Source organism: Plantactinospora sp. B24E8, assembly GCF_039871735.1.
GTDB lineage: Bacteria > Actinomycetota > Actinomycetes > Mycobacteriales > Micromonosporaceae > Plantactinospora.
The window spans coordinates 252,088-276,820 of sequence record NZ_JBDPMH010000001.1 but is presented as its reverse complement, the minus strand read 5'-3'; the positions used below and the strand labels follow the sequence as shown (position 1 = coordinate 276,820).

The 24,733-nt window shown below is 71.7% G+C and carries 27 protein-coding genes; 14 read left to right on the top strand and 13 right to left on the bottom strand.

Going from position 1 to position 24,733, the window contains the following annotated elements:
* Nucleotides 1-41 precede the first annotated feature (41 nt).
* From ABGB21_RS01300 to ABGB21_RS01290, 3 genes are all read right to left on the bottom strand, one after another.
* Nucleotides 42-776, bottom strand: a complete 735-nt coding sequence (locus ABGB21_RS01300; RefSeq protein ID WP_347655225.1) for an AIM24 family protein — start codon at nt 774-776, stop codon at nt 42-44.
* 87 nt (nt 777-863) lie between these two features.
* Nucleotides 864-1,226, bottom strand: coding sequence for a metallopeptidase family protein (locus tag ABGB21_RS01295; RefSeq protein ID WP_347655224.1), 363 nt, complete (start codon nt 1,224-1,226; stop codon nt 864-866).
* Nucleotides 1,227-1,348: 122 nt separating this feature from the next.
* Nucleotides 1,349-1,780: an OsmC family protein gene (locus tag ABGB21_RS01290; protein WP_347655223.1), complete on the bottom strand. Its 432-nt coding sequence runs from the start codon at nt 1,778-1,780 to the stop codon at nt 1,349-1,351.
* A gap of 160 nt (nt 1,781-1,940) precedes the next feature.
* Here ABGB21_RS01290 and ABGB21_RS01285 point away from each other — a divergent pair, with 160 nt between their 5' ends.
* The 4 genes from ABGB21_RS01285 (at nt 1,941) to ABGB21_RS01270 (ending at nt 6,003) form a co-directional block, all read left to right on the top strand.
* On the top strand, nt 1,941-2,813 hold the full coding sequence (locus ABGB21_RS01285) for a hypothetical protein (RefSeq protein ID WP_347655222.1): 873 nt from the start codon (nt 1,941-1,943) through the stop codon (nt 2,811-2,813).
* 106 nt (nt 2,814-2,919) lie between these two features.
* Nucleotides 2,920-4,185 carry a serine--tRNA ligase gene (gene serS, locus ABGB21_RS01280; protein ID WP_347655221.1) on the top strand — a complete coding sequence of 422 codons (1,266 nt, stop codon included), beginning with the start codon at nt 2,920-2,922 and terminating at the stop codon, nt 4,183-4,185.
* 145 nt (nt 4,186-4,330) lie between these two features.
* Complete coding sequence (locus ABGB21_RS01275) at nt 4,331-5,152, top strand: HAD family hydrolase (RefSeq protein ID WP_347655220.1); 822 nt, start codon at nt 4,331-4,333, stop codon at nt 5,150-5,152.
* A complete protein-coding gene (locus ABGB21_RS01270) occupies nt 5,152-6,003 on the top strand; it encodes an HAD family hydrolase (RefSeq protein WP_347655219.1) in 852 nt (283 codons plus the stop codon). The genes ABGB21_RS01275 and ABGB21_RS01270 overlap by 1 nt, the downstream gene beginning before the upstream one ends.
* Here ABGB21_RS01270 and ABGB21_RS01265 read toward each other — a convergent pair.
* Nucleotides 5,972-7,144, bottom strand: a complete 1,173-nt coding sequence (locus tag ABGB21_RS01265; RefSeq protein WP_347676040.1) for an Lrp/AsnC family transcriptional regulator — start codon at nt 7,142-7,144, stop codon at nt 5,972-5,974. The genes ABGB21_RS01270 and ABGB21_RS01265 overlap by 32 nt on opposite strands.
* Before the next feature lie 123 nt (nt 7,145-7,267).
* Here ABGB21_RS01265 and ABGB21_RS01260 point away from each other — a divergent pair, with 123 nt between their 5' ends.
* Complete coding sequence (locus tag ABGB21_RS01260; protein WP_347676038.1) at nt 7,268-8,734, top strand: MFS transporter; 1,467 nt, start codon at nt 7,268-7,270, stop codon at nt 8,732-8,734.
* Here the strand turns inward: ABGB21_RS01260 and ABGB21_RS01255 are convergent.
* On the bottom strand, nt 8,682-9,230 hold the full coding sequence (locus ABGB21_RS01255; protein ID WP_347676036.1) for a helix-turn-helix domain-containing protein: 549 nt from the start codon (nt 9,228-9,230) through the stop codon (nt 8,682-8,684). The two genes, ABGB21_RS01260 and ABGB21_RS01255, sit on opposite strands and share 53 nt — an antisense overlap.
* Nucleotides 9,231-9,297: 67 nt before the next feature.
* On the opposite strand from ABGB21_RS01255, the gene ABGB21_RS01250 reads away from it, so the two are divergent.
* Nucleotides 9,298-10,209 (top strand): alpha/beta hydrolase, encoded by a 912-nt coding sequence (locus tag ABGB21_RS01250; RefSeq protein WP_347655214.1) that lies wholly within the window; start codon nt 9,298-9,300, stop codon nt 10,207-10,209.
* A 33-nt stretch (nt 10,210-10,242) separates the two neighbouring features.
* On the opposite strand, the gene ABGB21_RS01245 is transcribed toward ABGB21_RS01250, so the two are convergent.
* Complete coding sequence (locus ABGB21_RS01245) at nt 10,243-10,836, bottom strand: bacterial proteasome activator family protein (RefSeq protein WP_347655213.1); 594 nt, start codon at nt 10,834-10,836, stop codon at nt 10,243-10,245.
* 223 nt (nt 10,837-11,059) lie between these two features.
* On the opposite strand from ABGB21_RS01245, the gene ABGB21_RS01240 reads away from it, so the two are divergent.
* Nucleotides 11,060-11,797 (top strand): alpha/beta hydrolase, encoded by a 738-nt coding sequence (locus tag ABGB21_RS01240; RefSeq protein WP_347655249.1) that lies wholly within the window; start codon nt 11,060-11,062, stop codon nt 11,795-11,797.
* 83 nt (nt 11,798-11,880) lie between these two features.
* Nucleotides 11,881-13,083, top strand: a complete 1,203-nt coding sequence (locus tag ABGB21_RS01235) for an ABC transporter substrate-binding protein (RefSeq protein WP_347655212.1) — start codon at nt 11,881-11,883, stop codon at nt 13,081-13,083.
* Between the two features lie 49 nt (nt 13,084-13,132).
* On the opposite strand, the gene ddaH is transcribed toward ABGB21_RS01235, so the two are convergent.
* Nucleotides 13,133-13,957: a dimethylargininase gene (gene ddaH / locus ABGB21_RS01230; RefSeq protein WP_347655211.1), complete on the bottom strand. Its 825-nt coding sequence runs from the start codon at nt 13,955-13,957 to the stop codon at nt 13,133-13,135.
* 67 nt (nt 13,958-14,024) lie between these two features.
* On the opposite strand from ddaH, the gene ABGB21_RS01225 reads away from it, so the two are divergent.
* From ABGB21_RS01225 to ABGB21_RS01205, 5 genes are all read left to right on the top strand, one after another.
* Entirely contained in the window at nt 14,025-14,483 is a 459-nt protein-coding gene (locus ABGB21_RS01225; RefSeq protein WP_347655210.1) for an Lrp/AsnC family transcriptional regulator, read from the top strand.
* Between the two features lie 122 nt (nt 14,484-14,605).
* Nucleotides 14,606-15,025 (top strand): hypothetical protein, encoded by a 420-nt coding sequence (locus tag ABGB21_RS01220; RefSeq protein WP_347676034.1) that lies wholly within the window; start codon nt 14,606-14,608, stop codon nt 15,023-15,025.
* Nucleotides 15,026-15,027: 2 nt separating this feature from the next.
* Nucleotides 15,028-15,252 (top strand): helix-turn-helix transcriptional regulator, encoded by a 225-nt coding sequence (locus ABGB21_RS01215; protein WP_347655208.1) that lies wholly within the window; start codon nt 15,028-15,030, stop codon nt 15,250-15,252.
* A gap of 115 nt (nt 15,253-15,367) precedes the next feature.
* Nucleotides 15,368-16,075, top strand: coding sequence for a DUF4386 domain-containing protein (locus ABGB21_RS01210; RefSeq protein WP_347676032.1), 708 nt, complete (start codon nt 15,368-15,370; stop codon nt 16,073-16,075).
* Between the two features lie 127 nt (nt 16,076-16,202).
* Nucleotides 16,203-18,224, top strand: a complete 2,022-nt coding sequence (locus tag ABGB21_RS01205; protein WP_347655206.1) for a beta-propeller domain-containing protein — start codon at nt 16,203-16,205, stop codon at nt 18,222-18,224.
* A gap of 84 nt (nt 18,225-18,308) precedes the next feature.
* Here ABGB21_RS01205 and ABGB21_RS01200 read toward each other — a convergent pair whose 3' ends face one another.
* The 3 genes from ABGB21_RS01200 to ABGB21_RS01190 form a co-directional block, all read right to left on the bottom strand.
* Nucleotides 18,309-19,412, bottom strand: a complete 1,104-nt coding sequence (locus ABGB21_RS01200; RefSeq protein ID WP_347676030.1) for a hypothetical protein — start codon at nt 19,410-19,412, stop codon at nt 18,309-18,311.
* Nucleotides 19,413-19,601: 189 nt separating this feature from the next.
* On the bottom strand, nt 19,602-20,543 hold the full coding sequence (locus ABGB21_RS01195) for a phosphotransferase (RefSeq protein ID WP_347676028.1): 942 nt from the start codon (nt 20,541-20,543) through the stop codon (nt 19,602-19,604).
* Nucleotides 20,544-20,551: 8 nt separating this feature from the next.
* On the bottom strand, nt 20,552-21,403 hold the full coding sequence (locus ABGB21_RS01190) for a PHB depolymerase family esterase (protein ID WP_347655203.1): 852 nt from the start codon (nt 21,401-21,403) through the stop codon (nt 20,552-20,554).
* 242 nt (nt 21,404-21,645) lie between these two features.
* On the opposite strand from ABGB21_RS01190, the gene ABGB21_RS01185 reads away from it, so the two are divergent.
* A complete protein-coding gene (locus ABGB21_RS01185; protein ID WP_347676027.1) occupies nt 21,646-22,239 on the top strand; it encodes a PadR family transcriptional regulator in 594 nt (197 codons plus the stop codon).
* A gap of 71 nt (nt 22,240-22,310) precedes the next feature.
* Here ABGB21_RS01185 and ABGB21_RS01180 read toward each other — a convergent pair whose 3' ends face one another.
* The 3 genes from ABGB21_RS01180 to ABGB21_RS01170 form a co-directional block, all read right to left on the bottom strand.
* Complete coding sequence (locus ABGB21_RS01180; protein WP_347655201.1) at nt 22,311-22,631, bottom strand: DUF6457 domain-containing protein; 321 nt, start codon at nt 22,629-22,631, stop codon at nt 22,311-22,313.
* On the bottom strand, nt 22,628-23,338 hold the full coding sequence (locus tag ABGB21_RS01175; protein WP_347676025.1) for an NTP transferase domain-containing protein: 711 nt from the start codon (nt 23,336-23,338) through the stop codon (nt 22,628-22,630). The genes ABGB21_RS01180 and ABGB21_RS01175 overlap by 4 nt, the downstream gene beginning before the upstream one ends.
* A 91-nt stretch (nt 23,339-23,429) precedes the next feature.
* Nucleotides 23,430-24,593: a DUF4192 domain-containing protein gene (locus tag ABGB21_RS01170; RefSeq protein WP_347676023.1), complete on the bottom strand. Its 1,164-nt coding sequence runs from the start codon at nt 24,591-24,593 to the stop codon at nt 23,430-23,432.
* Between the last annotated feature and the right edge of the window lie 140 nt (nt 24,594-24,733).

Genomic DNA, 24,733 nt, shown 5'->3' with positions numbered 1-24,733 from the left:
GGGGCCGCCCGCCGGGTCGGTCAGCCCTTCCGTCGCGTCGGTCAGTCGTCCAGCAGGCCGCCGAGGAAGCCGCCGCCGCCCTGGCTGCCGCCCTGCTGGCCGCTGCCCATCAGCGGGGGCTCCTCGGACGGCTGGACGATCACGAAGCCCTGCCCGGCGAAGCTCATCGTGAACGCCTCCCCGGTACGACGACCGAGCAGCGTGCCGAGGCCGAGCTGCTCGGCCCGGTGGTAGCCGGTCTGCAGGTTCGCCGACCAGCAGACCGCCGCCTGCGGGTCGACGTACGTCGGGGCGTCGACGTTGAGCACCACCGGCGTGCCCTTGGTCGTGATCGCGATCCGCCCGTAACCGGTGAAGACACAGTTGAACAGGCCGGACGAGGACATCATCCCGGCGCCGCCGACCATCTTGATGTCGTACTGCAGGGTGGAGTCGAAGGCGAGCACACTGGAGCCGTTGATCGACAGCGCGTCACCCGGCTCCAGGTCGATCAGGTGCACGTCCGCCGCGTAGTCGGCGAGGAAGACGTCCCCGTGGCCGGACACCTTCATCAGCGGCACGCCCTCGCCGGTGAGTTTCTGCTTGAGGAACTTGCCGAGGCCGCCGGAGCCGAGCGCCTGGAACTGCACGTTTCCCTGGTACGCCACCATCGAGCCGACCCGGGCCATCGCCTCGCCGTTGAGCTCGATCTTCAACATCTTCGAGTTCTGCAGCCGCATGCCGGGCTGGTGGGATTCCTTCTCCAGGTTCTCCGCGGAAAACAGGGCGCTGCGCATCACGTTCCTCCTGAGGGTTCGCTGAGGTGAGGGTAGGCAACCCGCGCAAGAACGGATCGTCCCGCTTACCCGGGTCGGCCCGGCGGCTCAGGCCCAGCCGAGTTCGTGGAGGCGGTCGTCGTCGATCCCGAAGTGGTGGGCGATCTCGTGTACGACGGTGATCGCGATCTCGTCGACCACGTCGTCGTCGTTGTCGCAGATCCGCAGGATCGGGTTGCGGTAGATGAGGATCCGGTCCGGCAGCACCCCGGCGTAGTCCCAGCCCCGGGTGGTCAGCGCGTGCCCCTCGTAGAGGCCGAGCAGTTCCGGCTCGTCCTCCGGCGACTCGTCCTCGACCAGGATGACCACGTTGCTCATCAGGCCGAGCAGTTCCTCGGGCACCTCGTCGAGAGCCTCGGCGACCAGTTCCTCGAAACGTTCGCGGCTCATCTCGACCGGCACGGTCCCCATTGTGCCGCACCCGTACGCCGGTCGGGGCGGCCCGCGACCGGCCGCAGACGGTCGCGGTGACCGGGACCCGGGCCGACGTACACCGCCACGGGCCGGTCACCGCGACCGGACAGGGATTCGGATCAGGCGGCGAGACGGGCGGTCAGCGAGATGTCGGCGCCCGGGGAGAGCAGCCGGGAGATCGGGCACCCGGCCTTGGCCGCCTCGGCCAGCTTCTGGAACTCGGCCTCGTCGATGCCGGGAACCTCACCGACGGTGTCGAGGTCGATCCGGGTCACCGTCATGCCGGCGTCGGTCTTGTCCAGGTGCACCTTGGCGGTGGTCTCCACCGAGGTCGGGGTGTGGCCGGCGTCGGCCAGCGCCTTCGAGAAGGCCATCGAGAAGCAGCCGGCGTGGGCGGCCCCGATCAGCTCCTCGGGGTTGGTGCCCTCCCCCTCCTCGAAACGCGACTTGAACGAGTAGGCCCCCTCGAGTCCGCCCTTGCCGGTGCGGATCGTGCCGGTACCTTCGGTCAGATTGCCCTGCCAGCGGGCGGATGCGGTGCGGATAGGCATGGTCACGACGCTAGCTCATGGGCGTGGCCCACGCGATGCTCTCCACCGCGGCGTGGTGGGACTAACTGGGCAGCCCGGCGCGCCTGCCGGTCAGGGGTGTCGGGCGGTTGCTGTGCCATCATCGACGTCAGGCAACACGCGCCGCGTGAGGGGGCAGGAGATGTCCGACGGGTTCCCCATTCCCCGACAGGACGGCGTCTCCCGGCCCGGGGAGCCGACCGGCCACCGGGAGCCCGCACCACCCGTGACCGTCACCCCGGAAGCCTCGCCCGATCCGGCCGCACCGGCGTGGGCCACACCGGACGCGGACGCCGTGGTCGTCTCCTCCGGCGAGCCGGTACGCGGCGGCGGGCGGGCCGGACGGGCCCTCGGCCGGCTCGCCCGGGACGGACGCCCGCTGCCGATGGTCGCCGCTCTCGGCGCGCTGGCGTTCTTCGGCTCCCTGGTGGAGGAGTGGACGGTCACCCGGATCCCGGACGACAGCGAGATCCCCCAGAACATGATCGAGCTGACCAGCGGCGTGGGCCAGATGAGCACGTTCGGCACCGGATACCTGGTCGGGGTGCTCGGCGTACTCGGTTGTCTCGCGCTGGTCCTCTTCGGTACGCCGGGACTGCGACACAACGCCCGGGTCGCCGGGCTGGCCGGTGCCGGGGCGGTGCTCGCCATCCTGGCCGGGGCCACCGGCTCGCTCGACAGCATCGCGCTGGACCGTTGGCAGGTGTACGGCGAGATCGACGGTCTGGTCACCGAGCACGGCCGCGGCCTGATCCTGGCGTACGTCTGCACCGGGATCCTCGGCCTCGTCCTGCTGCTCGCCGGCCGCTTCGTCCCGGCGCCCGGCGCCGACCGGCCGGCCCCGACCACGGCCGGCACCTCCACCTCCGCCGGTACGACCGACGCCGACCAGCCGGAGCAGTCGGACTGGCCGTGGCGCCGGCCGCGCCCCGCCGGCCGACCGGAGCCGGACGACGACGGTCGGGGAGCGCCGATCGACCTGACCGTCACCCCGACCAGGCCCTTCGTCCGCTAGTCAGCCGGGCCGGGAGCCCCCTGTCCCCGGGCCGGGAACCGCCCCGTCCCAGGGCGGGCCATATGTCGATGCGGCCGTGCCGCCGCCCCCGGTAGGCTCGGTTCCCGTGATTGACCTGCGCCTGCTCCGCGACGACCCGGACACCGTACGTGCCAGCCAGCGTGCCCGTGGCGAATCCGAATCCGTGGTCGACGACCTGCTCCGTGCCGACGAGGAGCGGCGGGCGACGGTCCAGCGCTTCGAGGCCCTGCGGGCCGAGCAGAAGCAGCTCGGCAAGCGGATGCCGAAGGCCGACCCGGCCGAGAAGGCGGAACTGCTGGCCCGGACCAAGGAACTCGCCGCCGAGGTGAAGGCGGCCGAGGCGGCGGTCGGCGAGGCCGAGGCGGCGCTGCGCCGGGCGCAGTACACGATCCCGAACGTCGTCGAGCCCGGCACGCCGCCCGGCGGTGAGGACGACTACGTGGTGCTCCGCGAGGTCGGCACCAGGCCGGAGATCGAGAACCCGCGGGACCACCTGGAGCTGGGTGAGGGACTGCGGGCGATCGACGTCGAACGGGGCGCGAAGGCGTCGGGCAGCCGCTTCTACTACCTGACCGGGGTCGGCGCGCTGCTCCAGCTCGGCCTGCTGCAGCTCGCGGTCGCCCAGGCGGTCGAGTACGGCTTCATCCCCAGCATCACCCCGAGCCTGGTCAAGCCGGAGTCGATGGAGGGCACCGGGTTCCTCGGCTCGCACGCCAGCGAGGTGTACCGGCTGGAGGCCGACGACCTCTACCTGGTCGGCACCAGCGAGGTCGCGCTCGCCGCGTACCACTCGGGGGAGATCCTGGACCTGGCCGGGCCGATCCGGTACGCCGGCTGGTCGTCGTGTTTCCGGCGGGAGGCCGGCTCGTACGGCCGGGACACCCGGGGCATCATGCGGGTGCACCAGTTCGACAAGGTGGAGATGTTCTCCTACTGCCGGCCCGAGGAGGCGCACGACGAGCACCTGCGGCTGCTGGCCTGGGAGGAGGAGATGCTGGCGAAGGTCGAGATCCCGTACCGGGTGATCGACGTGGCCGCCGGCGACCTCGGCAGCAGCGCGGCCCGCAAGTACGACTGCGAGGCCTGGGTGCCGTCGCAGGGCCGCTACCGCGAGGTCACCTCGACCTCGAACTGCACCACGTTCCAGGCCCGTCGACTGAACGTGCGGTACCGGGACGCACAGGGCAAACCGCAGACCGCCGCCACCCTCAACGGCACCCTCGCCACCACCCGCTGGCTGGTCCCGATCCTGGAGAACCACCAGCAGCCGGACGGCTCGGTCCGGGTCCCGAAGGCCCTCCAGCCGTACCTCGGCGGCCGGGACGTCCTGGAACCGGTCCGACCCTCGTAGGCGAGCCGCACTTCACACAAAAGTCACGGGAAGGCAGCACAACGTGAGGTACGGTTGCTGCCCCGCCATCGCCAGCTGACCCGGTAGAACCGGCGTTTCCGCTGTTCACGGGCGGCCGACGGGTGGCAGGGCCGAAGGAGGAGCCATGCCCCGACCCGGACTGCCCAAGCTGATCGCCACCGACCTCGACGGCACGCTGGTGCGTACCGACGACACCGTCTCGGCGTACACCCATGAGGTGCTGGACCGGGTGCGGGCCGCCGGCATCCCGGTGGTCGGCGCCACCGGACGCGGCCCCCGGCTGACCGAACTCACCCGCAACGACATCCGGGCCGCCGACTTCCTGGTGATGGCCGGCGGCGGCTGGGTGGTCGACCAGACCGACCCGGCCGGCCCGGTGGTGCTGCGGGACGAGCGGCTGGCCGGTACGACGCTGGCCGCGCTGCTGCGGGCGCTGGAGGCCGAGGTCGGCCCGCTGACCGTGATGGTCGAGGCGTCGGACGCGCCGAACGCCCCGCTCTGGGGCGACTACGACGAGACCTGGCCCTACCAGGACCGGTTCGAGCCACGGGCCCGGCTCGACTGCCTCAGCGGTGACGTGATCAAGGCGTTCGCCCGGGCGCCGGGACACGACGTCGACACCCTGCTCGACATCGCCCGCCGGATCGTGCCGCCGGCCCAGGCCACGGTGACCCAGGCCGGTCTCGGGTTCATCGAGATCTGCCCGCCCGGGGTCGACAAGGCGACCGGGCTCGCCGTCGTCGCCGAGTCCCTCGGTGTCGACCCCGCCGAGGTCCTGGTCTTCGGCGACATGCCGAACGACCTGCCGATGTTCGAGTGGGCCGGCTGGGGCCGGGTGGCGGTCTCCAACGCCCACCCGCTGGTCCGGCGGGCCGCCGACGAGGTCACCCTGCGCAACGACGACGACGGGGTGGCGGTCTACCTCGATCGACTACTCTCCCATTGATGGGAGAACTGCCCCGGCTGGTCGCCACCGACCTCGACGGCACGCTGCTGCGCTCCGACGGGACGCTGAGCCCGCGTACCGTCGAGGCGCTGGCCGCGATCACCGCCGCCGGGGTCGGCGTCGTCCTGGTCACCGGCCGGCCGATCCGCTGGCTGTACCACGTGTACGACCAACTCGACGCGCCGCTGCCGACGATCTGTGCCAACGGTGCCGTGGTGTACGACCCGCACACCGACACCGTGCTGCGCGCCGACCCGCTCGCCCCCGAACTGCTCGCCGAGGTGGTCCGGCGACTCCGGGCCGAGGTGCCCGGGGCGAGCTTCGCCGTCGAGATCACCGACGGTCGGGAGTTCCGGCACGAATCCGGCTACGAGCTGCGCTGGGACGCCGGGGTCCCGACCAGCCGGATGATCGGCGACCCGACCGAACTGCACGCCGCACCGGCGGTCAAACTGCTGGTCCGCTCCGGCCGGCAGGATCCGGACGCGTTCCTCCGGGTGGTCGCCGGTGCGCTGGCCGGGCTCGCCGAGGCGACCCACTCGTCGTACAGCGGACTGGTCGAGATCTCGGCGGCCGGGGTGACCAAGGCGGCCGGGCTCGCCTGGTACTGCGCCCAGCACGGGCTGGACGCCGCCGACGTGATCGCCTTCGGGGACATGCCGAACGACGTACCGATGTTGACCTGGGTCGGTCGTGGGGTCGCGGTGGCGAACGCCCACCCCGCCGTACGGGAGATCGCCGACGACGTGACCGACGACCACAACGCCGACGGGGTCGCCGCGTACCTGGAGACACTGCTCGCGACCGCCGGACGGCCGGTCAGCCCGGGCCCCGACCCGGCACGCCCCTGAACGGCGGCGGGCCTGGTCGGCGGGTCGGGGACTGACCGGTGACGGGTGGGCCACCCTGCCGCTTCCAGGTGCGGGTGAAAATCGTGGTGTCGGCCCGGCTGACCGCCGGCAGCGCCCCGACCGTGCCGGTCAGGTGGGCGTAGACGGCCGCCAGGTCGGGCAGCAGCAGGCTCACCACGAGCGGGACCGGGCCGCTGGTCGCGGCGGCGAACGAGACGTCGGGATGCCCGGCGAGGGTGTCGCCGACCTCGGCGAGTGCGGACGGCGGCACGGTGAGCCAGAGCATCGCCCCGGTCCGCATCCCGACCGCCCGGGGGTCGAAGTCGACCTCGAAATGGAGCACGCCGGTCTCGTGCAGTGCCCGGAGCCGGCGCCGGGCGGCCGACTCGGAGACGCCGACCCGGGCGGCGAGGTCACTGACCGGGGTACGACCGTCGCGGCCGAGTTCGGCGAGGATGTGCTCGTCGACCGGGCTAAGGTCGGGTCTTCGCCGTTGCGCGGCGTCCTGGGGCCGGTGGGCCCGGCCCTGCGCTGCCGGGTGGGGGGTGGGGGGCCGGATCACCCGCTCTGGGCGGTCAGGCTTGATCCCGTCGCGGGCGATCCGGCCCCCCACCTGTGGCGGTGCCGCGTCCGTCGACGGTTCCGGCTGGTCGGCGGTGAGCCGGGCCGCCGCGGCCGGGTCGAGCGGGGCGGGCCAGCCGCGCCACGGCGCCCGGCCGGCCCGGAACCGGTGCAGGATGCAGTACGCGGCGAAGCCCACCACCCGGGGAGTCCGGTCCAGCCGGGTCAGCAGGTTCTCCTCCTCCTCGGCCGAACCGGCCCGCAGACCGCAGACGATCTCGCCTCCGCCGGAGGTCCGTACCCAGGTGGTGGCCGGGTGGCCGGCCAGCGCCGAGGCGATCCGGTCGGCCCGGTCGGGGGTGCACTGGATCCGCAGCAGCCACGGTGTCCCGCCGACCGCCCAGTACGGGCTGCGTCCGACCACCCGTACCGTGCCGTCGGCCCGGAGCCGCTGGTAGCGGCGGGCGACGGTCTGGGCGGGCAGTCCGAGCGCCCGGCCGATCTGTTCGAACGAGGCCCGGCCGTCGAGCTGGAGTGCCTGGACGATCCACTGGTCACGCTCGTCCAGGACGTTTTCCACCGTTTCAGTCTGGACGAATACGGGTTTCCGCCGTGGTAGGCGGTGGGGCGGGTCGTTCCGGGTGTGCCGACCGCAGAGTGGGTCACCGGCACCTGTCGGCTCGGATCCCTCGGGAGCAGCCCCATGCGGAAGTGGTGTCCACTGGTCGCGGTCGGTCTGGGCGCGTTCATGCTGCTGGTCGACGTCACCATCGTCAACGTCGCGCTGCCGGCGATGTCGGCCGACCTCGGTACGTCCTTCGGCGGCCTGCAGTGGGTCGTCGACATGTACGCGTTGACCCTGGCCGCGCTGCTGCTCGGTGCCGGTACGGTCGCCGACCGGCTCGGCCACCGGCGGGTCTACGTCGGCGGGCTCGGGCTCTTCGCGCTCGCCTCGCTGGGCTGCGCCCTCGCGCCGTCGACCGGACTGCTGATCACCGGCCGGGCGGTACAGGGGATCGGGGCGGCGGCGATGTTCGCCACCACGCTCGCCCTGCTCGGTACGACGTACCGGGGGCGGGACCGGGCCCTCGCGTTCGGCGTCTGGGGCGCGGTCAACGGTGCCGCCGCCGCAGCCGGCCCGATCCTCGGCGGGCTGCTCACCGAACACCTGGGCTGGCCATGGATCTTCGCGGTGAACGTACCGGTGGCGGTGGCGGCGATCCTGCTCACCCTGCTGACCGTCGGGCCGGGGGACCGGACGGGCCGACGACGACTCGACCCGTTCGGGATCCTCACCTTCACGGTCGCGGCGGGCGCGGCGACGTACGGGCTGATCCACAGCGGCGAGGCGGGCTGGGCGGAGCCGGGTTCGTGGCTGCCGCTGCTGGTGGCGGCACTGGCGCTGGCGGCGTTTGTCGTCGTGGAGCGGCGGACGGCCGAGCCGATGCTGGATCTCGCACTGTTCCGGCACCGGACGTTCGTCGGGCTGGTCGGCGCCGGGGCGGTGTTGTCGCTGTCGGCGTGGGCGATGTTCCCGTACGCCTCGATCTGGATGCAGGACCGGCTCGGACTGGGACCGGTCGCCACCGGGCTGGTGCTGATGCCGATGAGCGTGGTCTCGTTCGTGGTGCCGCTGCTGATGGGACGGTTCGGGCACGCTGTCCCGGCCCGCTGGTCGGTGTCGGTCGGGCTGCTGCTGATCGGGATCGGCGACCTGCTGCAGGCCCGGGTGCACGCCGACTCGGGCGCGGGGGTGCTCGTCCCGGGTCTGGTCTGTGTCGGGTTGGGCGCGGGACTGGCGCTGCCGCCGATGTCGTCGGCGCTGCTCGGTGCGGTGCCCCGGGAGCGGGCCGGGATGGCCGGCGGGGCGCTGAACTCCGCCCGCCAGCTCGGATTGGCGCTCGGGGTGGCGGTGCTGGGCAGCGTCTTCGCCGCCGCCGACGGGCCGGCCGGGCCGGCCGCCGACGTCGCCACCGCGCTCAACACCAGCTATCTGCTCGCCGGCGGACTGGGGTTGGCGGGTGCGGTGCTCGCCTTCGGGCTCGTCCGTACCGGCGGCCGACCGGATCCGGGTGACCGGGCGGGCGCCGGACACCGGCCCGAACCCGAGCCGGCGGCTACTCCGGTGCCGGCTCGGGCGGCTCGCCGATCGGAAAAAGGATCGGACTGAGCAGGTAGGGAGTGCGGTCCGGAGTGGGAGGACCGGCCAGCCGGGGTGCGATGGCGGCGCGGAGTTCACCGATCAACTCGGCGAGTTCCTGCCGGGTCAGCCAGACCGCGTGCTGCCGGTAGCCCACCAGGTCGGCGGCCGGGTCGGCGTGTTCCCGGTCGAGGTAGGCGTTGAACTCGGAGATCAGCGTTGCCATCGCGATCGCGAACACCCGGCGGTGGTCCTCCGACGACGCCGACGCGGCGGTGTCGGCATCGATCACCGCCCGTTCCCGGTGGAGCCGGTAGCGCCGCTCCACCGCGCCGCGTACCCGCTGTTCGGCCTCGACCTCGAGAATGCCGCCCTCGGCGAGTAGCCCGACGTGCCGGTAGAGGGTCGCCTTCGAGACGTCGGGCATCCGGGCGCAGAGTTCGGCGGTGGTGAGTGCCCGTCCGCCGGCCATGGCGTGCACGATTCGTAGCCGTACCGGATGCACCAGCAGTTCCACCCTGTCCATCAGCAGACGATCTCAGATCTGATACCGTTCTCAAAGTTGAGAACGATGAGAGAGGCGACAAGACCGCATGCGCCAACAGATATCCGAGCCAGCTCCGGTGGGACGGCACCACGAGGTCGGCGGACGTCGACTGATGCTGCACCGGTCGGGCACCGGCGGCCCGAGCGTCGTGTTCCTGCCCGGCGCCGGCCTGGTCGGTCTGGACTTCCTCGAACTACAGGAGGCGACGGCCGGTTTCACCACCAGCGTGCTCTACGACCGTGCCGGAACCGGGTGGAGCGACAACGTCGAGTTGCCCCGCACCCCCGGTGCGGTCACCGACGAACTCCGGTCACTGCTGCGGGCAGGCGAGGTACCCGCGCCCTACCTGCTGGTCGGGCACTCTCTTGGCGCGTTCTACGCGCGCCGCTACGCCCAGCGCTTCCCGGACGAGGTGGCCGGCCTGCTCCTGTTGGACCCCGGTCACGAGGACATCCTCGCCCACCTGCCCGACGAGGCAGCCGAGATGGGCGAGAGGATGAAGCCGGACCTGGACCGGCTACCGGAGCTGACCGACGAGCAGGTGCACTCCGCCCGCCAGCAATACACGAAGATCTACGACAGATGGCCCGAGCCGGTCCGGACGGCTCTTGTCGACCATCACCTCGCGACCTGGCGGACGGGCACTCGGGAGACCCTCAACTTCGAGACCGAGGTCTACGACGAACTCCGACACGGGGGCGAACTACCCGACGTGCCGCTGGTCGTGCTCACCGCGCTCGGCGACAACCCGTACTGGGCGGGATTCGCCTCCGAGGAGTTGATCCGCCAGGCCCAGGACGGCATCCGCGCCATGCACGCGGCGATGGCCGCCGCCGTGCCACACGGCGAGCACCGGGTGGTCGAGGACGCCTCGCACCAGTTCCTGCACGTGCAACAGCCGGACGCCGTACTCCGGGCGATCCGTGACCTGGTCGACCGGGTGAACGGGCAGCGATAGCGGCCGGGGTCGGCCCGACGGTTCGCCGGGTCGTCAGAGGTACTGGCCGGGGCCCTGACCCTCGCCCGGGTGTCCGTGGCCGCCGGGCATGCCGGGCAGTCCACCAGGTCCCATCGGCAGGGCCGGGCGACCACCGGAACGCATCTGCTCCAGCTGCATCCTGGCCGCCATCTGCTGGGCGACCAGTGCGGCCTGGATGCCGTGGAACAGGCCCTCGAGCCAGCCGACCAGCTGGGCCTGGGCGATCCGCAGTTCGGCCTCGCTCGGCGCGGCATCCTCGCCGAACGGCAGCGAGAGCCGGGCCAGTTCCTCCCGCAGCTCGGGGGCGAGCCCGTCCTCCAGTTCGACGATCGAACGCTGGTGGATCTCGCGCAGTCGTTGCCGGCTGGCGTCGTCCAGCGGGGCGGCCTTGACCTCCTCCAGCAGCTGCTTGATCATGCTGCCGATCCGCATCACCTTCGCCGGCTGCTCGATCAGCCGGGCCGGGTCCTCGCCCGACGACTCGCCGTCGGTGGGTACGGTGCCGACCGGGCGTCCGTCCGGGCCGACCACCAGCACCGCACCGCCGGGCCGGTTACCGCTGGTCGACTCGTTGCTGTCTTCCGGGGAGCGTGGCACGTCGGTCATGCTCCCATCTTTGCGCAACCCGCCGGGTCGGCGCGCGCCGGCACCGCCCCGGAGCGGACGGGCAGGTGCGGGGTGGGCCGACCGCACCCGGTACGGTCCGTGCGTGGTCGACAACCCAGCCGCCGGATCCGGGACACCGGCTGCCGACCTCCATCCGCCGGATCCGGCCGCCGCTTCCGCCGACCCACGCGCCGTCCTCGACCGGCCGGCACCGCCACCCGACCTGCAGATCCGGTACGGCGACCACCCCGACCACGTCGCCGACCTGCGGATTCCGGCGGCCGGTCCGACCCGGCCACTGGTCGTGGTGATTCACGGCGGCTTCTGGCGGGCCGAGTACGACCGTCGACACACCGGTCCGCTCGCCGCCGACCTCGCCGACCGGGGTTGGCCGGTGGCGCAACTGGAGTACCGGCGCACCGGTCAACCGGGCGGCGGCTGGCCGGGCACCCTCGACGACGTACTGGCCGGAGTCTCCGCGCTGCCCGAGCTGGCCCGGGCGGCACTACCGGCCGGACGGGTCGCCCCGGGCCCGCCGATCCTGCTCGGCCACTCCGCCGGCGGCCACCTCGCGATCTGGTACGCGCTGCGGGCGCCGGACGGCGTACGCGGGGTGCTCGCCCTGGCGCCGGTGGTCGACCTGGCCGAGGCGTACCGGCTGGACCTGGACGGGGGCGCGGTCGCCGCACTGCTCGGCGGCGGCCCGGACGAGGTGCCCGACCGGTACGCGGCGGCCGACCCGGCACGGAGCGCCGCGCCAACGGTACCCACGGTGATCGTGCACGGGCGGCAGGACCGGCAGGTGCCGGTGGAGCTGAGTGTCGGGTACGCGACGTCCCGCACTCCCACGGCGGAGTTGCGTCTGATCGAGTTGCCGGACTGTGAGCATTTCGCCGTCATCGACCCGCTATCCCCCGCGTGGACTGCGGTGATAGCCGCGTTACATTCGTTCGTCGAGTGATCTCCTCGCCATTGACGCAGCGTCGCGTAGCCGGTAGAACGCCGGAGGGGCTGCGATCCGACCGCCCCTCCGGGAGGAAATTCGTGTCGCAGATGGACCGCAGACAGGCCCTCAGGTTGCTGGGCGCGCTGGGTGCCACCGGGCTGACCGCCGCGTGCGGTCGCTGGGGCGACGGCGGAACCGGGGACTCGACCAGCGACGAGCCGGTCCGGATCGGCATGATCACCTCGCAGTCCGGTGCCTACAAGGCGATCGGTGACGAGATGGTCCGGGGCTTCCAGCTCTACCTCGACCTGAACGACCAGCGGCTCGGCGGCCACCCGGTGGACCTGATCATCGCCGACGAGGGGGACAGCCCCCAGTCCGGCACCGCCGCGCTGGACGACCTGCTCAGCCAGCGCGTCCTGGCGCTGACCGGGGTGGTCAACTCGGACGTCATGTCCGCGATCCGCGAGAAGGTCGAGTCGTCGAAGGTTCCGCTGGTCAGCTCCAACGCCTCCCCGGCCACGCTGCAGAGCGTCGTCTACATCTGGCGCACCTCGTACGTGAACGACGAGCCGGGCCGCGCACTGGCCCCGTACATGGCACAGCGGATCCCGGCCGGTGGTCGGATCACGATCGTCGCGCCGAACCACGACGCCGGGTTCGACGCGGTCCAGGGTTTCCGGCAGAGCTTCGGCGAATCCGACGACCGGATCGCGGAGCCGGTGATCTGGACGAAACACGTCAAGGGCAAGCCCGCCAAGAACGCGTACGCCACGGTGATCAGCCAGGTGATGGCCCGGAATCCGGACGCGGTCTACTGCTCCTTCGCCGGCGAGTCCGCCGTCGAGTTCCTCAAGCGGCTGCACGAGGCCGGCTACCGCAACGACATCTACGCGCCGGGCTTCCTCACCGAGGGCACCGTGCTCGACCAGCTCAAGGTCAGCGAGGCCGAGGGGATCGTCACCTCCCTCAACTACTCCGCGGACCTGAACAACGCGGCCAACCGCCGGTTCGCCTCCGCCTTCCGCAAGGCCCACGGCTCGACGCCGACGACGTACGCGATGGCGTCGTACGACGCGGCACAGGTCCTCGACAAGGGGATCCGGCTGGCCAACAGCGAACTCACCCCGTTGACCCTGAACCTGGCGCTCGGTCGGGTCGGGCAGATCGACAGCCCGCGGGGTCCGTGGCAGTTCAACCAGCCCCGTACCCCGCAGCAGAAGTGGTACCTGCGGCGGGTGCAGCGGGACGGTCAGGTGCTGTCGAACGTGCTGATCAACGAGCTGGCGACGCTGGGCTGAGGGCCGCGTCCGGACCGGTCCACTCCGGTCCGGCCGGCTACGACTACGACTACGGCCGAAGTTCGGCGACGCAGCACTTGACGCTGCCGCCGCCCTTCTTCAGCTCGGACAACTCGACCGGCACCGGAACGTACCCGGCTGCCGCGACCTTGGCCGCCATCCCGGTCGCCTCGCTGTTCAGGACGACGTGCCGGCCGTCGCTGACCAGGTTGAGCCCGAACGCGACCGCGTCGGCCTCGTCGGCCCGGATCGCGTCCGGGAAGAGCCGGGCCAGCACCTGCTGCGAGGCGGGCGAGAACGCCTCGGGGTAGTAGACGACGGTCCGGTCGTCAAGCGGGGCGAGCGCGGTGTCCAGGTGGTAGAAACGCGGGTCGACCAGGCGCAGCGAGATCACCGGTCGGCCGAGCACCTCCTGCGCCTCGGCGTGTGCGGCGGTGGCGGTACGGAAGCCGTACCCGGCGAGGATCAGGCCACCGTAGGCGTCGGGGAGGTAGGTGAAGTCGCCCTCCCCCTCGTTGATCTCGACGGGCGGCACGTGACGCCAGCCGTACGCCTGGTAGAACGCCTGGTGGGCGGCGGCCTCGGCGGCCCGCTGCCGGTGCCGGAACCGGGCGCCGTAGCTGACGCCGTCCACCACGAACGCCCCGTTGGCCGCGTAGACCATGTCGGGCAGCCCCGGCTCCGGGGCGAGTTCGTGCACCGTGTGGCCGAGGTCCAGCAGGGTCTCCCGCAGGCGGTGCCACTGCTTGGCGGCGAGTTCGGAGTCGACCGGGGTGGTGACGTCCATCCAGGGGTTGATCGCGTACTCCACGGTGAAGTACTCCGGCGAACAGAGAAGGTATGTCCGCTTTCTGGGGATCCTCGGCTGGTTCACGAATCCAAGGGTAGGTACGGTGCAGGTTAACTAACAGCCGGAACTGTTGCCTGAGAGAGGCGGAACGTTGCAGATTGACGACGTCGACCAGCGAATCATTGCGTCACTGGTGGCGGATGCCCGAATGTCGTACGCGGAGATCGGCGCCCGGGTCTCGCTCTCCGCCCCGGCGGTGAAGCGGCGGGTCGACCGGCTCCGGGCCGTCGGGGTCATCCGGGGATTCACCGCCGTCATCGACCCGGCCGCGGTCGGCTGGAACACCGAGGCGTTCGTCGAGCTCTTCTGCACCGGCCGGACCACCCCGGCGCAGATCGCGGTGGCGACCCGGCGACACCCGGAGGTGGTCGGCGCGTACACCGTCTCCGGCGAGGCGGACGCCCTGGTGCATCTGCGGGCCGCCGACATCGCCCACCTGGAGCAGGCCCTGGAGCGACTGCGCGCCGAACCCTTCGTCACCTCGACCCGGAGCATGATCGTGCTGTCCCGCCTGGTCGACTCACCGACGGTGATCTCCGCGCCCGCCTGATCCGCCCGCCGGGGACCGGCAGTTGGGCCGGTGGCCGACAGGAGGAGTCAAAGATTCTTGACATCATGTCGATGAATCTTTACTTTTGACATGTCAGGTTTCTTTTACATGAGGAGCGGGACATGTCCTCCGAGAAGAAGCGCACCTGGATCTCTGCCGTGGTCGGCGTCGCCGTACCGGTCGCCTACCTGGCGATCGTCCTGTCCAAGGTGCCGGGTACGGACGTGTCGAGGATCGCCTACGTAGGGCCGATGCTCACCTCGATCGGCGTCGGGATCGGCGCGGGCATCGTCCTGGCCGTCGTGACCGCCATGGCCTCGCCGAAGGATGCGGACAGGACCGACGAACGGGACCGGGAGATCAATCGGCGGGGCGAACACGTCGGTTTCTACGTCATGAGCATCGTCGCGATCGTGCCACTGGCCCTCGCGATGGCGAAGGTCGAGCACTTCTGGATCGCACACGCGCTCTACCTGGCGTTCGTCCTGGCCGCACTGGCGTCGGCGGCCGTGAAGATCGACGCGTACCGGCGGGGCTGGTAGCCATGGGCAAGCCGACCAGGGTCACCAACTCGATCCGGGCGCTCCGCTTCGCCCACGACGAGATGACCCAGGCGGAGCTGGCCGATCGCATCGGGGTGACCCGCCAGACCATCATCGCCATCGAGCAGGGTCGTTACTCGCCGTCGCTGGAAGTGGCCTTCCAGATCGCACGCGTGTTCCGGGTGCCACTCGACGACGTCTTCGGATACCCCGACACCGACCAGTGAGCCGACCCACGACACGGCACGCGAGAAGACGGCTCGCGGCCCGGTTCCACGCACCCGAAATCAGGGAGAGAACGCGCACAACCCCAACGCCTCGTCCGGATCGTAAGGAGCCCCGATGCACGAGCTGACCCGTACCGCCCGGATGACCGGGCTGTTCTACCTCGGCATGGCTATCACCGCCGTACTCGGCTTCCTCGTCATCCGCCCGCAGCTCTTCGTGGCCGGCGACCCTGACGCGACGCTGGCCAACCTGGTCACCCACGATTCGCTCGCCCGCGCGGGCGTCGCCCTGGAAATGGCCATGGTCGTCACCCAGGCCCTCACCGCCGCCTGGTTCTACCGCCTCTTCCGCACCGTGAACTCCTTCGCCGCGAGCGGTATCGCCGCCTTCGGCCTCGTCAACGCGGTCGTCGGCCTCGTGAGCGCGGTCATGCTGGCCACGGCGATCCAGGTCTCCGCCGACCCGGTCGGCGAGCCGACGGCCACCGTCCAGATCCTGTACCTGGTCAGCCTCAACATGTGGGGCGTGGGAGCACTGTTCTTCGGCCTGTGGCTGATCCCGATGGGCTGGTGCGTGCTGCGCTCCGGCTGGATGCCCCGCGTCCTGGGATGGCTCCTCATGGTCGGCGGCGTCGGGTACGTGTTGAGCCCGTTCGTCCTCTACCTCGCTCGCGACGCACAGGTCCTGTTCGACGCGATGGCGTACCCCGCGTCCATAGGCGAGTTCTGGATGGTCGGCTACCTGCTCGTCCGTGGCGTGGGCCGGAAGGCACCGGACGCCGCGCCGCCACCCGTCCACCCACCGGCAGCGGTGGCGGGCTGACGCGCTCGGGTCGCGGGCGCGCTCACCTGCCGCAGACAACGCACGGCCAGCCGCCGGTCACCATGCGCAGGCACGGGTCATGGCGGGTGGTGGGAACGCGAGCGGCGACCGGCGCGTCAGAGCCGGCATGACCGCTGACCGGGGAAGCCGCTCTGTCACCGTCGGCACCGCGCTGCTCGCGGGGCTGGCACTGCTCACCAGTACGCTGCTGGCCGGCTGCACCGCCGAGCCCGATCCGGTGGCGTCACCACCACACGACCCCGGCGTACCGGCGGCCGGTGGGATGCGACTCGTCTCGTTCAGCTCCTGCGCCGACGCGTTGGCCGGGCTCCGGGCCGCGGCCAGCGCGGCCGTCGGACCGTACGGCTTCCAGAACGGCCGGGCCTGGACGTTCGGCATCCCGGAGGTGGCCCGGGACACCGCCGGCGGCAACGAACGGGCCGCCGACGCGGGCAGTGAGCAGGCCGGGCCGGGGGGATCCGGCTACTCCGGCACCAACACGCACGAGGCCGGGGTGGACGAGCCCGACCTGGTGAAGACCGACGGCCGGCGCATCGTCACGGTGAGCCGGGGCGTGCTCCGGGTGGTCGAGCCGACGAGTCGACGGGTGACCGGCAGCCTCGACCTGGACCCCGGCGCGGACCGCCACGGGTGGCCCGAGGCGAACCTGCTGCTGCACGGCGACCGCGCCCTGGTGCTGGTCCGCCAGTCCGGGTTCGCGCTGCCCGAACCGGCGATCCGCCGAGGTGGGGCGGAGGTGCCGCCGATCGACGAGAAGACGGTGGTCGGACCCCGGCTGATCCTGGTCGACCTGGCCGGCGCGCCGAAGGTGCTCGGCGAGTACCGGATCGACGGTGACCTGCTCGACGCCCGCCAGGTCGGCGCGATGGTACGGGTGGTGGTCCGCTCCGGACCACGGCTGGACTTCCCGATGTACAAGGGCGCGAAGCCGGTCGACGAGGAGAAGAGCCGCGCCGCCAACCGGAAGATCGTCGAACGGGCCGGCATCGAGACCTGGCTGCCCCGCTACGAGACGATCGAGAACGGCCGGGTCAGCTCCGGGCGGGTCGACTGCGAACGGCTGAGCCGACCGGCGGTCTACTCCGGCACCTCGCTGCTCTCGCTGCTCAGCTTCGACCTCGGCACCGGCCGGATCGGCGACGGCGACCCGGTCACGGTCGCCGCCGACGGCGACACCGTCTACAGCAACGGATCCCGGCTCTACATCGCCGCCGACCAGCGTTGGCGGGCGCTGCCGACCCGTGGCGACGGCACCGTCGCCACGCCCGACCCGAAGGACGAGCAGACCGAGATCTACCAGTTCGACACCACCGGAACCGGCCGACCCCGGTACGTCACCGCCGCCACCGTGCCGGGCTGGCTGGTCAACCAGTACGCGATGTCCGAGTGGGACGGTCACCTCCGGGTCGCCACCACCACCGGCGGCACCTGGGGCGAGAACCCGAAGTCGAGCTCCGGGGTGTACGTCCTGCGTGCCGACGGGTCGACGCTGACCGAGACCGGTCGGGTCACCGGGCTCGGCAAGGGGGAACGGATCTACAGCGTCCGCTTCGTCCAGGGCACCGGCTACGTGGTCACCTTCCGGCAGACCGATCCGCTCTACACGGTCGACCTCCGCGATCCCCGGGCACCGAAGGTCACCGGCGAACTCAAGATCACCGGCTACTCGGCGTACCTGCATCCGGTCGGCGACGGCCGGTTGATCGGGATCGGCCAGGAGGCGGACAACCAGGGGCGTACCCAGGGCACCCAGGTCTCGCTCTTCGACGTCTCGGATCCGACCCGGCCGACCCGGATCGCCCAGCACCACGTCCGGTACGGGCACTCCGAAGCCGAGTTCGACCCGCACGCGTTCCTCTACTGGCCGGCCGACGGCACCCTGGTGGTGCCGCTGACCACGTACCAGCCGCAGGGCGGTTCGCCCGGTGGTGGGGCGATGGTGCTGCGGGTCGGCGCCACCAGCCTGACCGAGGCGGGTCTGGTCGACCACGCCGGGACGACCGGCCCGGAGCCGGGCTCGATCCGCCGGTCACTGGTGGTGGGCAACGTGCTCTGGACCGTCTCCGACAGCGCCCTCAAGGCCACCGACCTGACCACCCTCGGCACGCTCGGCGTGGTCCGACTCTGAAACCCTGACCGGCCCGCCACGGCCGGGCACCGCCGCCTGCCAGGCGTGGGAACGGAGCTGTTCCCACGCCCGGCGGCGGTCCGGTTACAGGTACATCCCGGTACGGTGCCCGCTGTCCCGCTGTCCCGACTTGTCCCCCTCGCCGAAGAACCGCCGACCGCCGAACTCACCGTGCAGCCGGTCGTCGAGCTCGTCGGCCAGTCCGGTCATCACCTGTACGGCGAGCATCAGGTGGGTGGCCTGGAAGTTGCGTCCGAAGACCGGGATCGAGGCCCAGACGGTGTCGTTGGTGCAGTAGAGCCGTCCGATCGGCATCCGGTTGGTCAGCTCGGAGAGCTTGACGTAGAGCTGCTCGGTCGGCTCGATCTCGGTGAGCACCGGGGAGAAGACGTCGACCAGCGGCGGGTTGTCCCGGACCCGGACGAAGACCATCGCCGAGCCGGCCCGGATGCCGATGTCGCCGTCGGAGTCGACCTGGAGCTGGTCCGCCGACGACTTCAGCATCGCCGAGACGACGGTCTTGACCCGTTCCTCCAACGCCATCGAATCGTCGGCGGCCCGCACGGCCCGGGCGGCGGCAAGAGCTTCGTCGAGGTCGAGTTCCACGCCCGCGTCCGCCGCCACCTCCGGCCGGGCGGTGCCGAGCGGCTCCACCGGAATCGGCTCGTCCTCGGCGTCGTGGACCAGGAAGACGAGGAAGGCCGGGTGCGGGGCGCCGTACACGTCACGCAGCGTGCGCGAGACCGTGGTGGCGAGCCGGCTCGCCTCGGCCGTGGTGGTACGCATCCCGAAGTGGTCACCGGAACCCTCGACCACCCCGGGCGGCGACCAGCCGAGCGCGATCATGTCGGCGACCGCGGACCGGTCGAGCCGGTAGCCCTGCGGCAGCGCGGCGTTACCCACCGCCCGTACGTCGATCCGGCCGTCCTCGCCGACCTCGATGCTGACCGAGTAGACGGCGTCCCCGGTGCCGGAGGCGGTCGGATCGAGGGTCAGCGCGATCTGCGTCCCGGGCGGCAGACTCCGCACCTGGTTGGCCAACGCCCGAGCGAAGTCCTGCCACGCCTCGGTCACCTTGACCCGCAGGTCAGCGGTGGTGGGCTCGTCGAGCAGGATCGGCTCGTACTGATCGGCCAGGTTGCCCTCGACTACCTCGCCTCCCGGCAGTTCCGGGTTGTCAGCCGTCATCGGTCGCCTCCGTCCGTCAGGCACCGCACACCCTACCCAGCGAACCGGGAGGGCGGGACACTGCGGACCCGGATCGGACAGTAGGCCGCCGTCAGGACGGAAACACCCGGCGACACAACGGCGGCGGCCGCGGCGGCCGCGGCTCCTGCCGAGATCGGGCCATGCCGCGGTCTGTTGACGTGCGAGCTGTCAGCTTCGGATATCCAGGCCGGTGCGGTCGATCGCCGCCCGGAGCTGGCTGAGCCACTCGGTACCCAGCCGGCGCCCGTTGGGGAGTTGGTCGCCTCGATCCCAGCGCCACGTTGTGATCATCGCCAGCACGAGGATCCGGCATTCACGTAACAGTCCTTGATCAACACCTGGATAGTGCCCGCCGACGTCTTCGGGCGTATGGGCGAGGTCGAACTCGACCGGACCACGGCAGCACGTCTCGAGGTCTATGAAGAGCAGCCCGTCCTTCGTGGCAAGCACGTTGCCGGGGTGCGGCTCGCCGTGCAGTAGCTGCTCGGCGCCGCCACGTCGGCCGATCACTCGCCGCAGGCTTCGTAACGTGTCGCCGAGGAGTTCCCGGTCCACGTCGCGCAGGGCCGGGGTGCGGTCGCGGCTTGCCACGAGTTGCTGGGCCTGCTCGACTCGATCCGTGAAGTGCGGCGTGGGGAGATCGAGATTGCGCATGCCGGCATGCAGCCGCCCGAGTGCATCGGCGTAGTCGGCTGGCGAGACCTCGCGGGACGTCGCAGACTCGTAGTAGGTCCACAGCGTGACCACGAACCCGTCGCGCTCGTGGACACGTGGCTCCACTCGAGACTCAAGCGCGGCTACCGGGCTCCCGGATTCGGCGAGCCGTTGCGCAAGCTCGATCTCGGCGTACGCGATCTGATCCGCTGCAGGTGCCACCCGGGCCAGGACGTCACACGGCAGCAGACGCAGAGTCAGCTTGTTCGAGTCCTGAAGGACGACAGCGTCGTCGACCGCCAAGCCGACTGATGCTGCGATCGACATGGCGGCGGCCACCGCACGCTGAGTCTCCAACGCCCGCATCGCCGGCCCTCTCCCTTGCGCGCTGCCGTACACACCGCCGAACTCCATGACCATCAGCCGGGCGGGTTCGGCGACCCGGCCGACGTTCATGGTCACAGCTACGCGCGGCGGGCGTGGGCGGCGAAGAACTCCCAGATCACCTGGGTGCCGTCGACGGCCGCCTGGTACCCGGTCGGCGAGGGCCACGCATGGCCCATCTCGTTCACCGTGTAGTCGACCACCTCACTACCGTCCGGGCACTTGCTGACCGTACGGTTCACCGTCTTCCCCCGGTCGACCCAGACCGGCTCGCCGACCTGGCAACCGAGGTTCTTCTGCCAGTTGGTCAGCCCGCTGTACATCCGGGCTGCGTTACGGTCGTCGTGGCCGATGAACGTGAGCAGCGACACCGGCCGGGACGGCTTGTAGCCGGGGTCGTGCCCGGCGGGGCCACCGGCGAACGGGCCGCTGACCGGGGCGATGGCGGCGAACAGTTCGGCGGCCTCGACGCCGAGGTTGTACGTCATGCCGGCGCCGGAGGAGAAGCCGGTCGCGTACACGCGGTTGGGGTCCACCGACCACTTCTCCACCAGCTCGCCGACCAGCGCCCGGACGAAGGTGATGTCGTCGCCCTGGTCGGGCAGGCGGCTGAACTGGCGGCCCTTCGCCTTCGGGTAGGCGACCAGGAAACCCTCACGGTCGGCGATCGCGTCGAGTCCACTGCTCTCGCGGAGGCCCTCGACGCTCTGGTCGGTGCCGTGCAGGGCGACGACCAGCGGAGTCGGCATGCCCGGTCGGTATCCGGGCGGGGCGTGCAGCTCCCAGGTGCGTTCGGCGCCCGCCTGGTCGAGCCCCATGGTGTGGTCACCGGGTGCCGGCGACACCTCGGGTCGGGCCGGGCGGGACGATCCCGGGGAGCCGCCCGGGCCCGTCGCCTCGTCCGTGCCGCAGCCGGTGGTGCCACCGAGCATGGCCGTGACCGTGACCGCCGTCAGGATTCCGCGTCCGAGCCTCCACGACATGTGTCCCCCGTTCGATTCACTGCGTCATCGTGTCCTGCCGCGGGTATCCGGATGCCCGGCGTCCCGACTGGCGCCTGGTGGACGTCCGACCCGCCGCCGATCGTCGGTTGTTCCGCTGGGTCGTCTCCACGACAGCTATGTCAAAGTTGACATAGCTATGCTGCAGCCGGGAGGTACCGGGAGGTAACAGTTTGGCCACTGTCAGCACGCTGGGTTACGCCCTGCTCTGCACCCTGCATCGCGGCCCGCTGACCGGGTACGACATCGTGCGGCGGATGCGTAAACCCATCGGCTACTACTGGACGGCGCAGCAGAGCCAGATCTATCCCGAGCTGGCCCGACTGTCGACCGCCGGGCTGATCGAGCACGAGGCCGAGGCGGGTCCGGGGCCGAGGCAGCGTAAGACGCACCGGCTCACCGACGCCGGGCGCGAGGCACTGGCCGCCTGGCTGGTCGAGCCGCCCGCCCCGCGCGCTCCCCGGGACGAGGCGGTGCTGAAGACGTACGCCCTCGCGGCGGCCGACCCGGTACGGATGCGGCGGTTCTATCTCGCCGAGGCCGAGACGTACCAGCGACGGCTCGACGACTTCCGGGCACAGCACGCCGAACTGCTCTCCCGGCACGGTGACGACGTCCGGCATCCACAGTTCGGCGCGTACGCCACCCTGGAGCTGGCACTGGCCAGCTTCCCGGCCCGGATCGCCTGGTACCGCTGGTTGGCCGAGAAGATGACCGAACTCGGCAACCTCCGGAACACCCCGACCGACCCGCCGACACCCGACTAGTCCTCGACCAGTCCGTCGGCCGCCTCCGGAACACCCCGACCGGCCCGCCGACACCCGGCTGGTCGAGGAGGTCAGGCCGGCGCGATCGCTCCGGAGTCGCTGGCGGGCGCGCCGGGCTCGCCCGCCGCGCCCGTGCCGGCCGGGGCGGTCGCGTCAGAGTCGGCGCTCGGCCAACCGGTGGCGAGCCGGGCCAGGGCGGCCGCCGCCGTCGCCGGATCGGCTCCCCGACCGACCGCGATCCCGAGCAGGTACGCGGTGACCGGCGCACCGGGCCGGAGCACGTGGTGGGCGACGTCGCGGGCCAGGTCCAGCACCATCCGCACGTCGACCTCGGTCGGGGCCAGGTCGAGTTCGGCGCAGGCCGCCGCCACCCAGTCGTCCATCCTGCTCATCGAATCCACTCCTCCGCCCGGCGTAGGTCCTCGTCAGTGTCGCAGTCGAACCAGGGTGGCGGCCCCGAACCCCGCCAGGCCAGTTCGGCCACGGTCAGCTCGGCCATCAGCGCCCGCACCGACGTACCGGTGAGCACGCCGTCGTGGCGGGTCGCGAGCCGGCCCAGGGCACGCCGCAGCGACGCGGTCCGCCAAACTCCGCACAGCCACTGCGGACGTCCGGTGTCGTCGACATAAACCACACCGTCGGCGGTGGGCGCCCCTTCCAGCGCGGTACGCAGGTCGTGCACCGCCGACGCCGTCAGCAGCGGCAGGTCGGCGGCGAGCAGCGCCACGGTCGCCGGCATACTCCCGACAACGGTGCCCCCGTCGACGGTGTCCTCGGCGGCGGCGGCCCACTCCACGACGGCTGGGCCCCTGTTGCCGCTCGTGCTCCTGCTGACCAGCAGGGCCAGACCGGCCGCGGTGGCCGCGACGGGTCCGCCGCCCGCCGGACGTTCGCGGATCCCGTGCACCCTGGGCGGCAGGCCGTCGGTCGTGCCGACGACGATCCGGGGCTCCGCGTCGGCGACGGCGGCCAGCACCCGTTCCCGCATCGAGCGGCCGCCCACCGGCAGCGCCGGTTTGTCGACGCCACCCATCCGGCGGCCGGCGCCACCGGTCAGCACCACCGCCGCCAAGCGCGACGCTCCCGTAGCCCCTGTCACCCTGGCAACGGTAACCGGGGTTGCCGCCGTACGGTCGACGGTGCCGGAAGCGGTCGTGTCGGAGCACGTACGCCCACCGCCGACCGCCCCACTACCGGGCACGGAGGACCTCCTGTCGTGACCGGTCGGGCGCGTCCCAGCCGTCGAGTGTGGACGGTGGGATGCCGGCCCGCAGTGTCTCGGCGAGCAGCAGCGCGAGCGAGTAGTCGGGCTGTGCCTCCAGCGCCCGTTCGACCGCCACGCTGGCCAAGGCCCCCTGCCCGGCCCGCCAGGCCGCGAAGCACAACAGGGTGGCCGGGGCGGCAACCAGATCCGGCTCGGACCGGCGGAGCACATCCGTCCAGAGCGCCAGCTGCCAGTCCTCCCCGCCGGTACGCTGCCACGCCTCGTCCCGGGTCGGCAGGTGCACCAGCAGCAGGCTGAGCCAGGCCAGCTCGTCGTCGGTGAGCCGCCCCCCGGTGCGGTGCCGGAGCATCGCGATCCGTACGGCGGAGCGCCCGGCCCGGCGCAACGCCCGACGTCCCCGCGGATCGGCCGGTGCGGCCCGGTCCAGCAGCTTCTGCAGCCGGCTCTCCGCCCGCCGGGTGGCCTGGCGCATCGCCTCCCGGGCCGGACCGTCGACCGGCGACACCTGTCGGACCAGCGTCTCCCGGTCGGGGAGCGCCACCTGACCGGCGAAGGTGGCCGCGGCGGCGAACTGGCTGGCCGAGGCGTCGAACCGGGTCCCCTCCGGCGGGCAGCACCCCGGATCGGCGCAGACGTACGACCAGTAGCGGTCGCCGGTGACCCGCAGCGCGTCCAGGACCGGCAGGCCGAAGCGGCCGAGTGCCCCGGTCACGGCGTCGATGACCGGGGTGACCCGGGCGGGTGGGCCGTACCCGACGATCGTGACCGTCTCGACACCCTGGCGGGCGACGACGGCCGCGAGCTGCGCGGCGGCTTCGCCCGGGCCACCAGCGGTTTCACCCGGGCCACCAGCGGTTTCACCCGGGCCACGGGCAGCGGTTTCACCCGGGCCACGGGCAGCGGTTTCACCCGGGCCACGGGCAGCGGCCTCGCCGGCTCCACCGGCGGAAGGTGGCGGCGCGGTGAGGAAGTCGGGCAGGTCTCCCCGGGCCACGAAGACGATGCGGTTCGCCCGTAACGCGATCACCACGACGCTGTCGGCGGGGTGGAAGCCGAGCAGGAACGGTACGGCAGCGAGCAGGTCGGCGGTGGAGCGGACGGAGAGGGTGGCCTGATCGGTCGGAGTCATGCCGGGCAGCCTGGCGAAGCACATCGATGATCAGAAGTGCGCCCCCTGCGCGCCTGTGGACGACACGCCCGACTATCCACAGCTACGTTCCGTAGTCCCCCTGCTCAGGGGCGAATCGGATTGCCGTTGACGCCTACGAG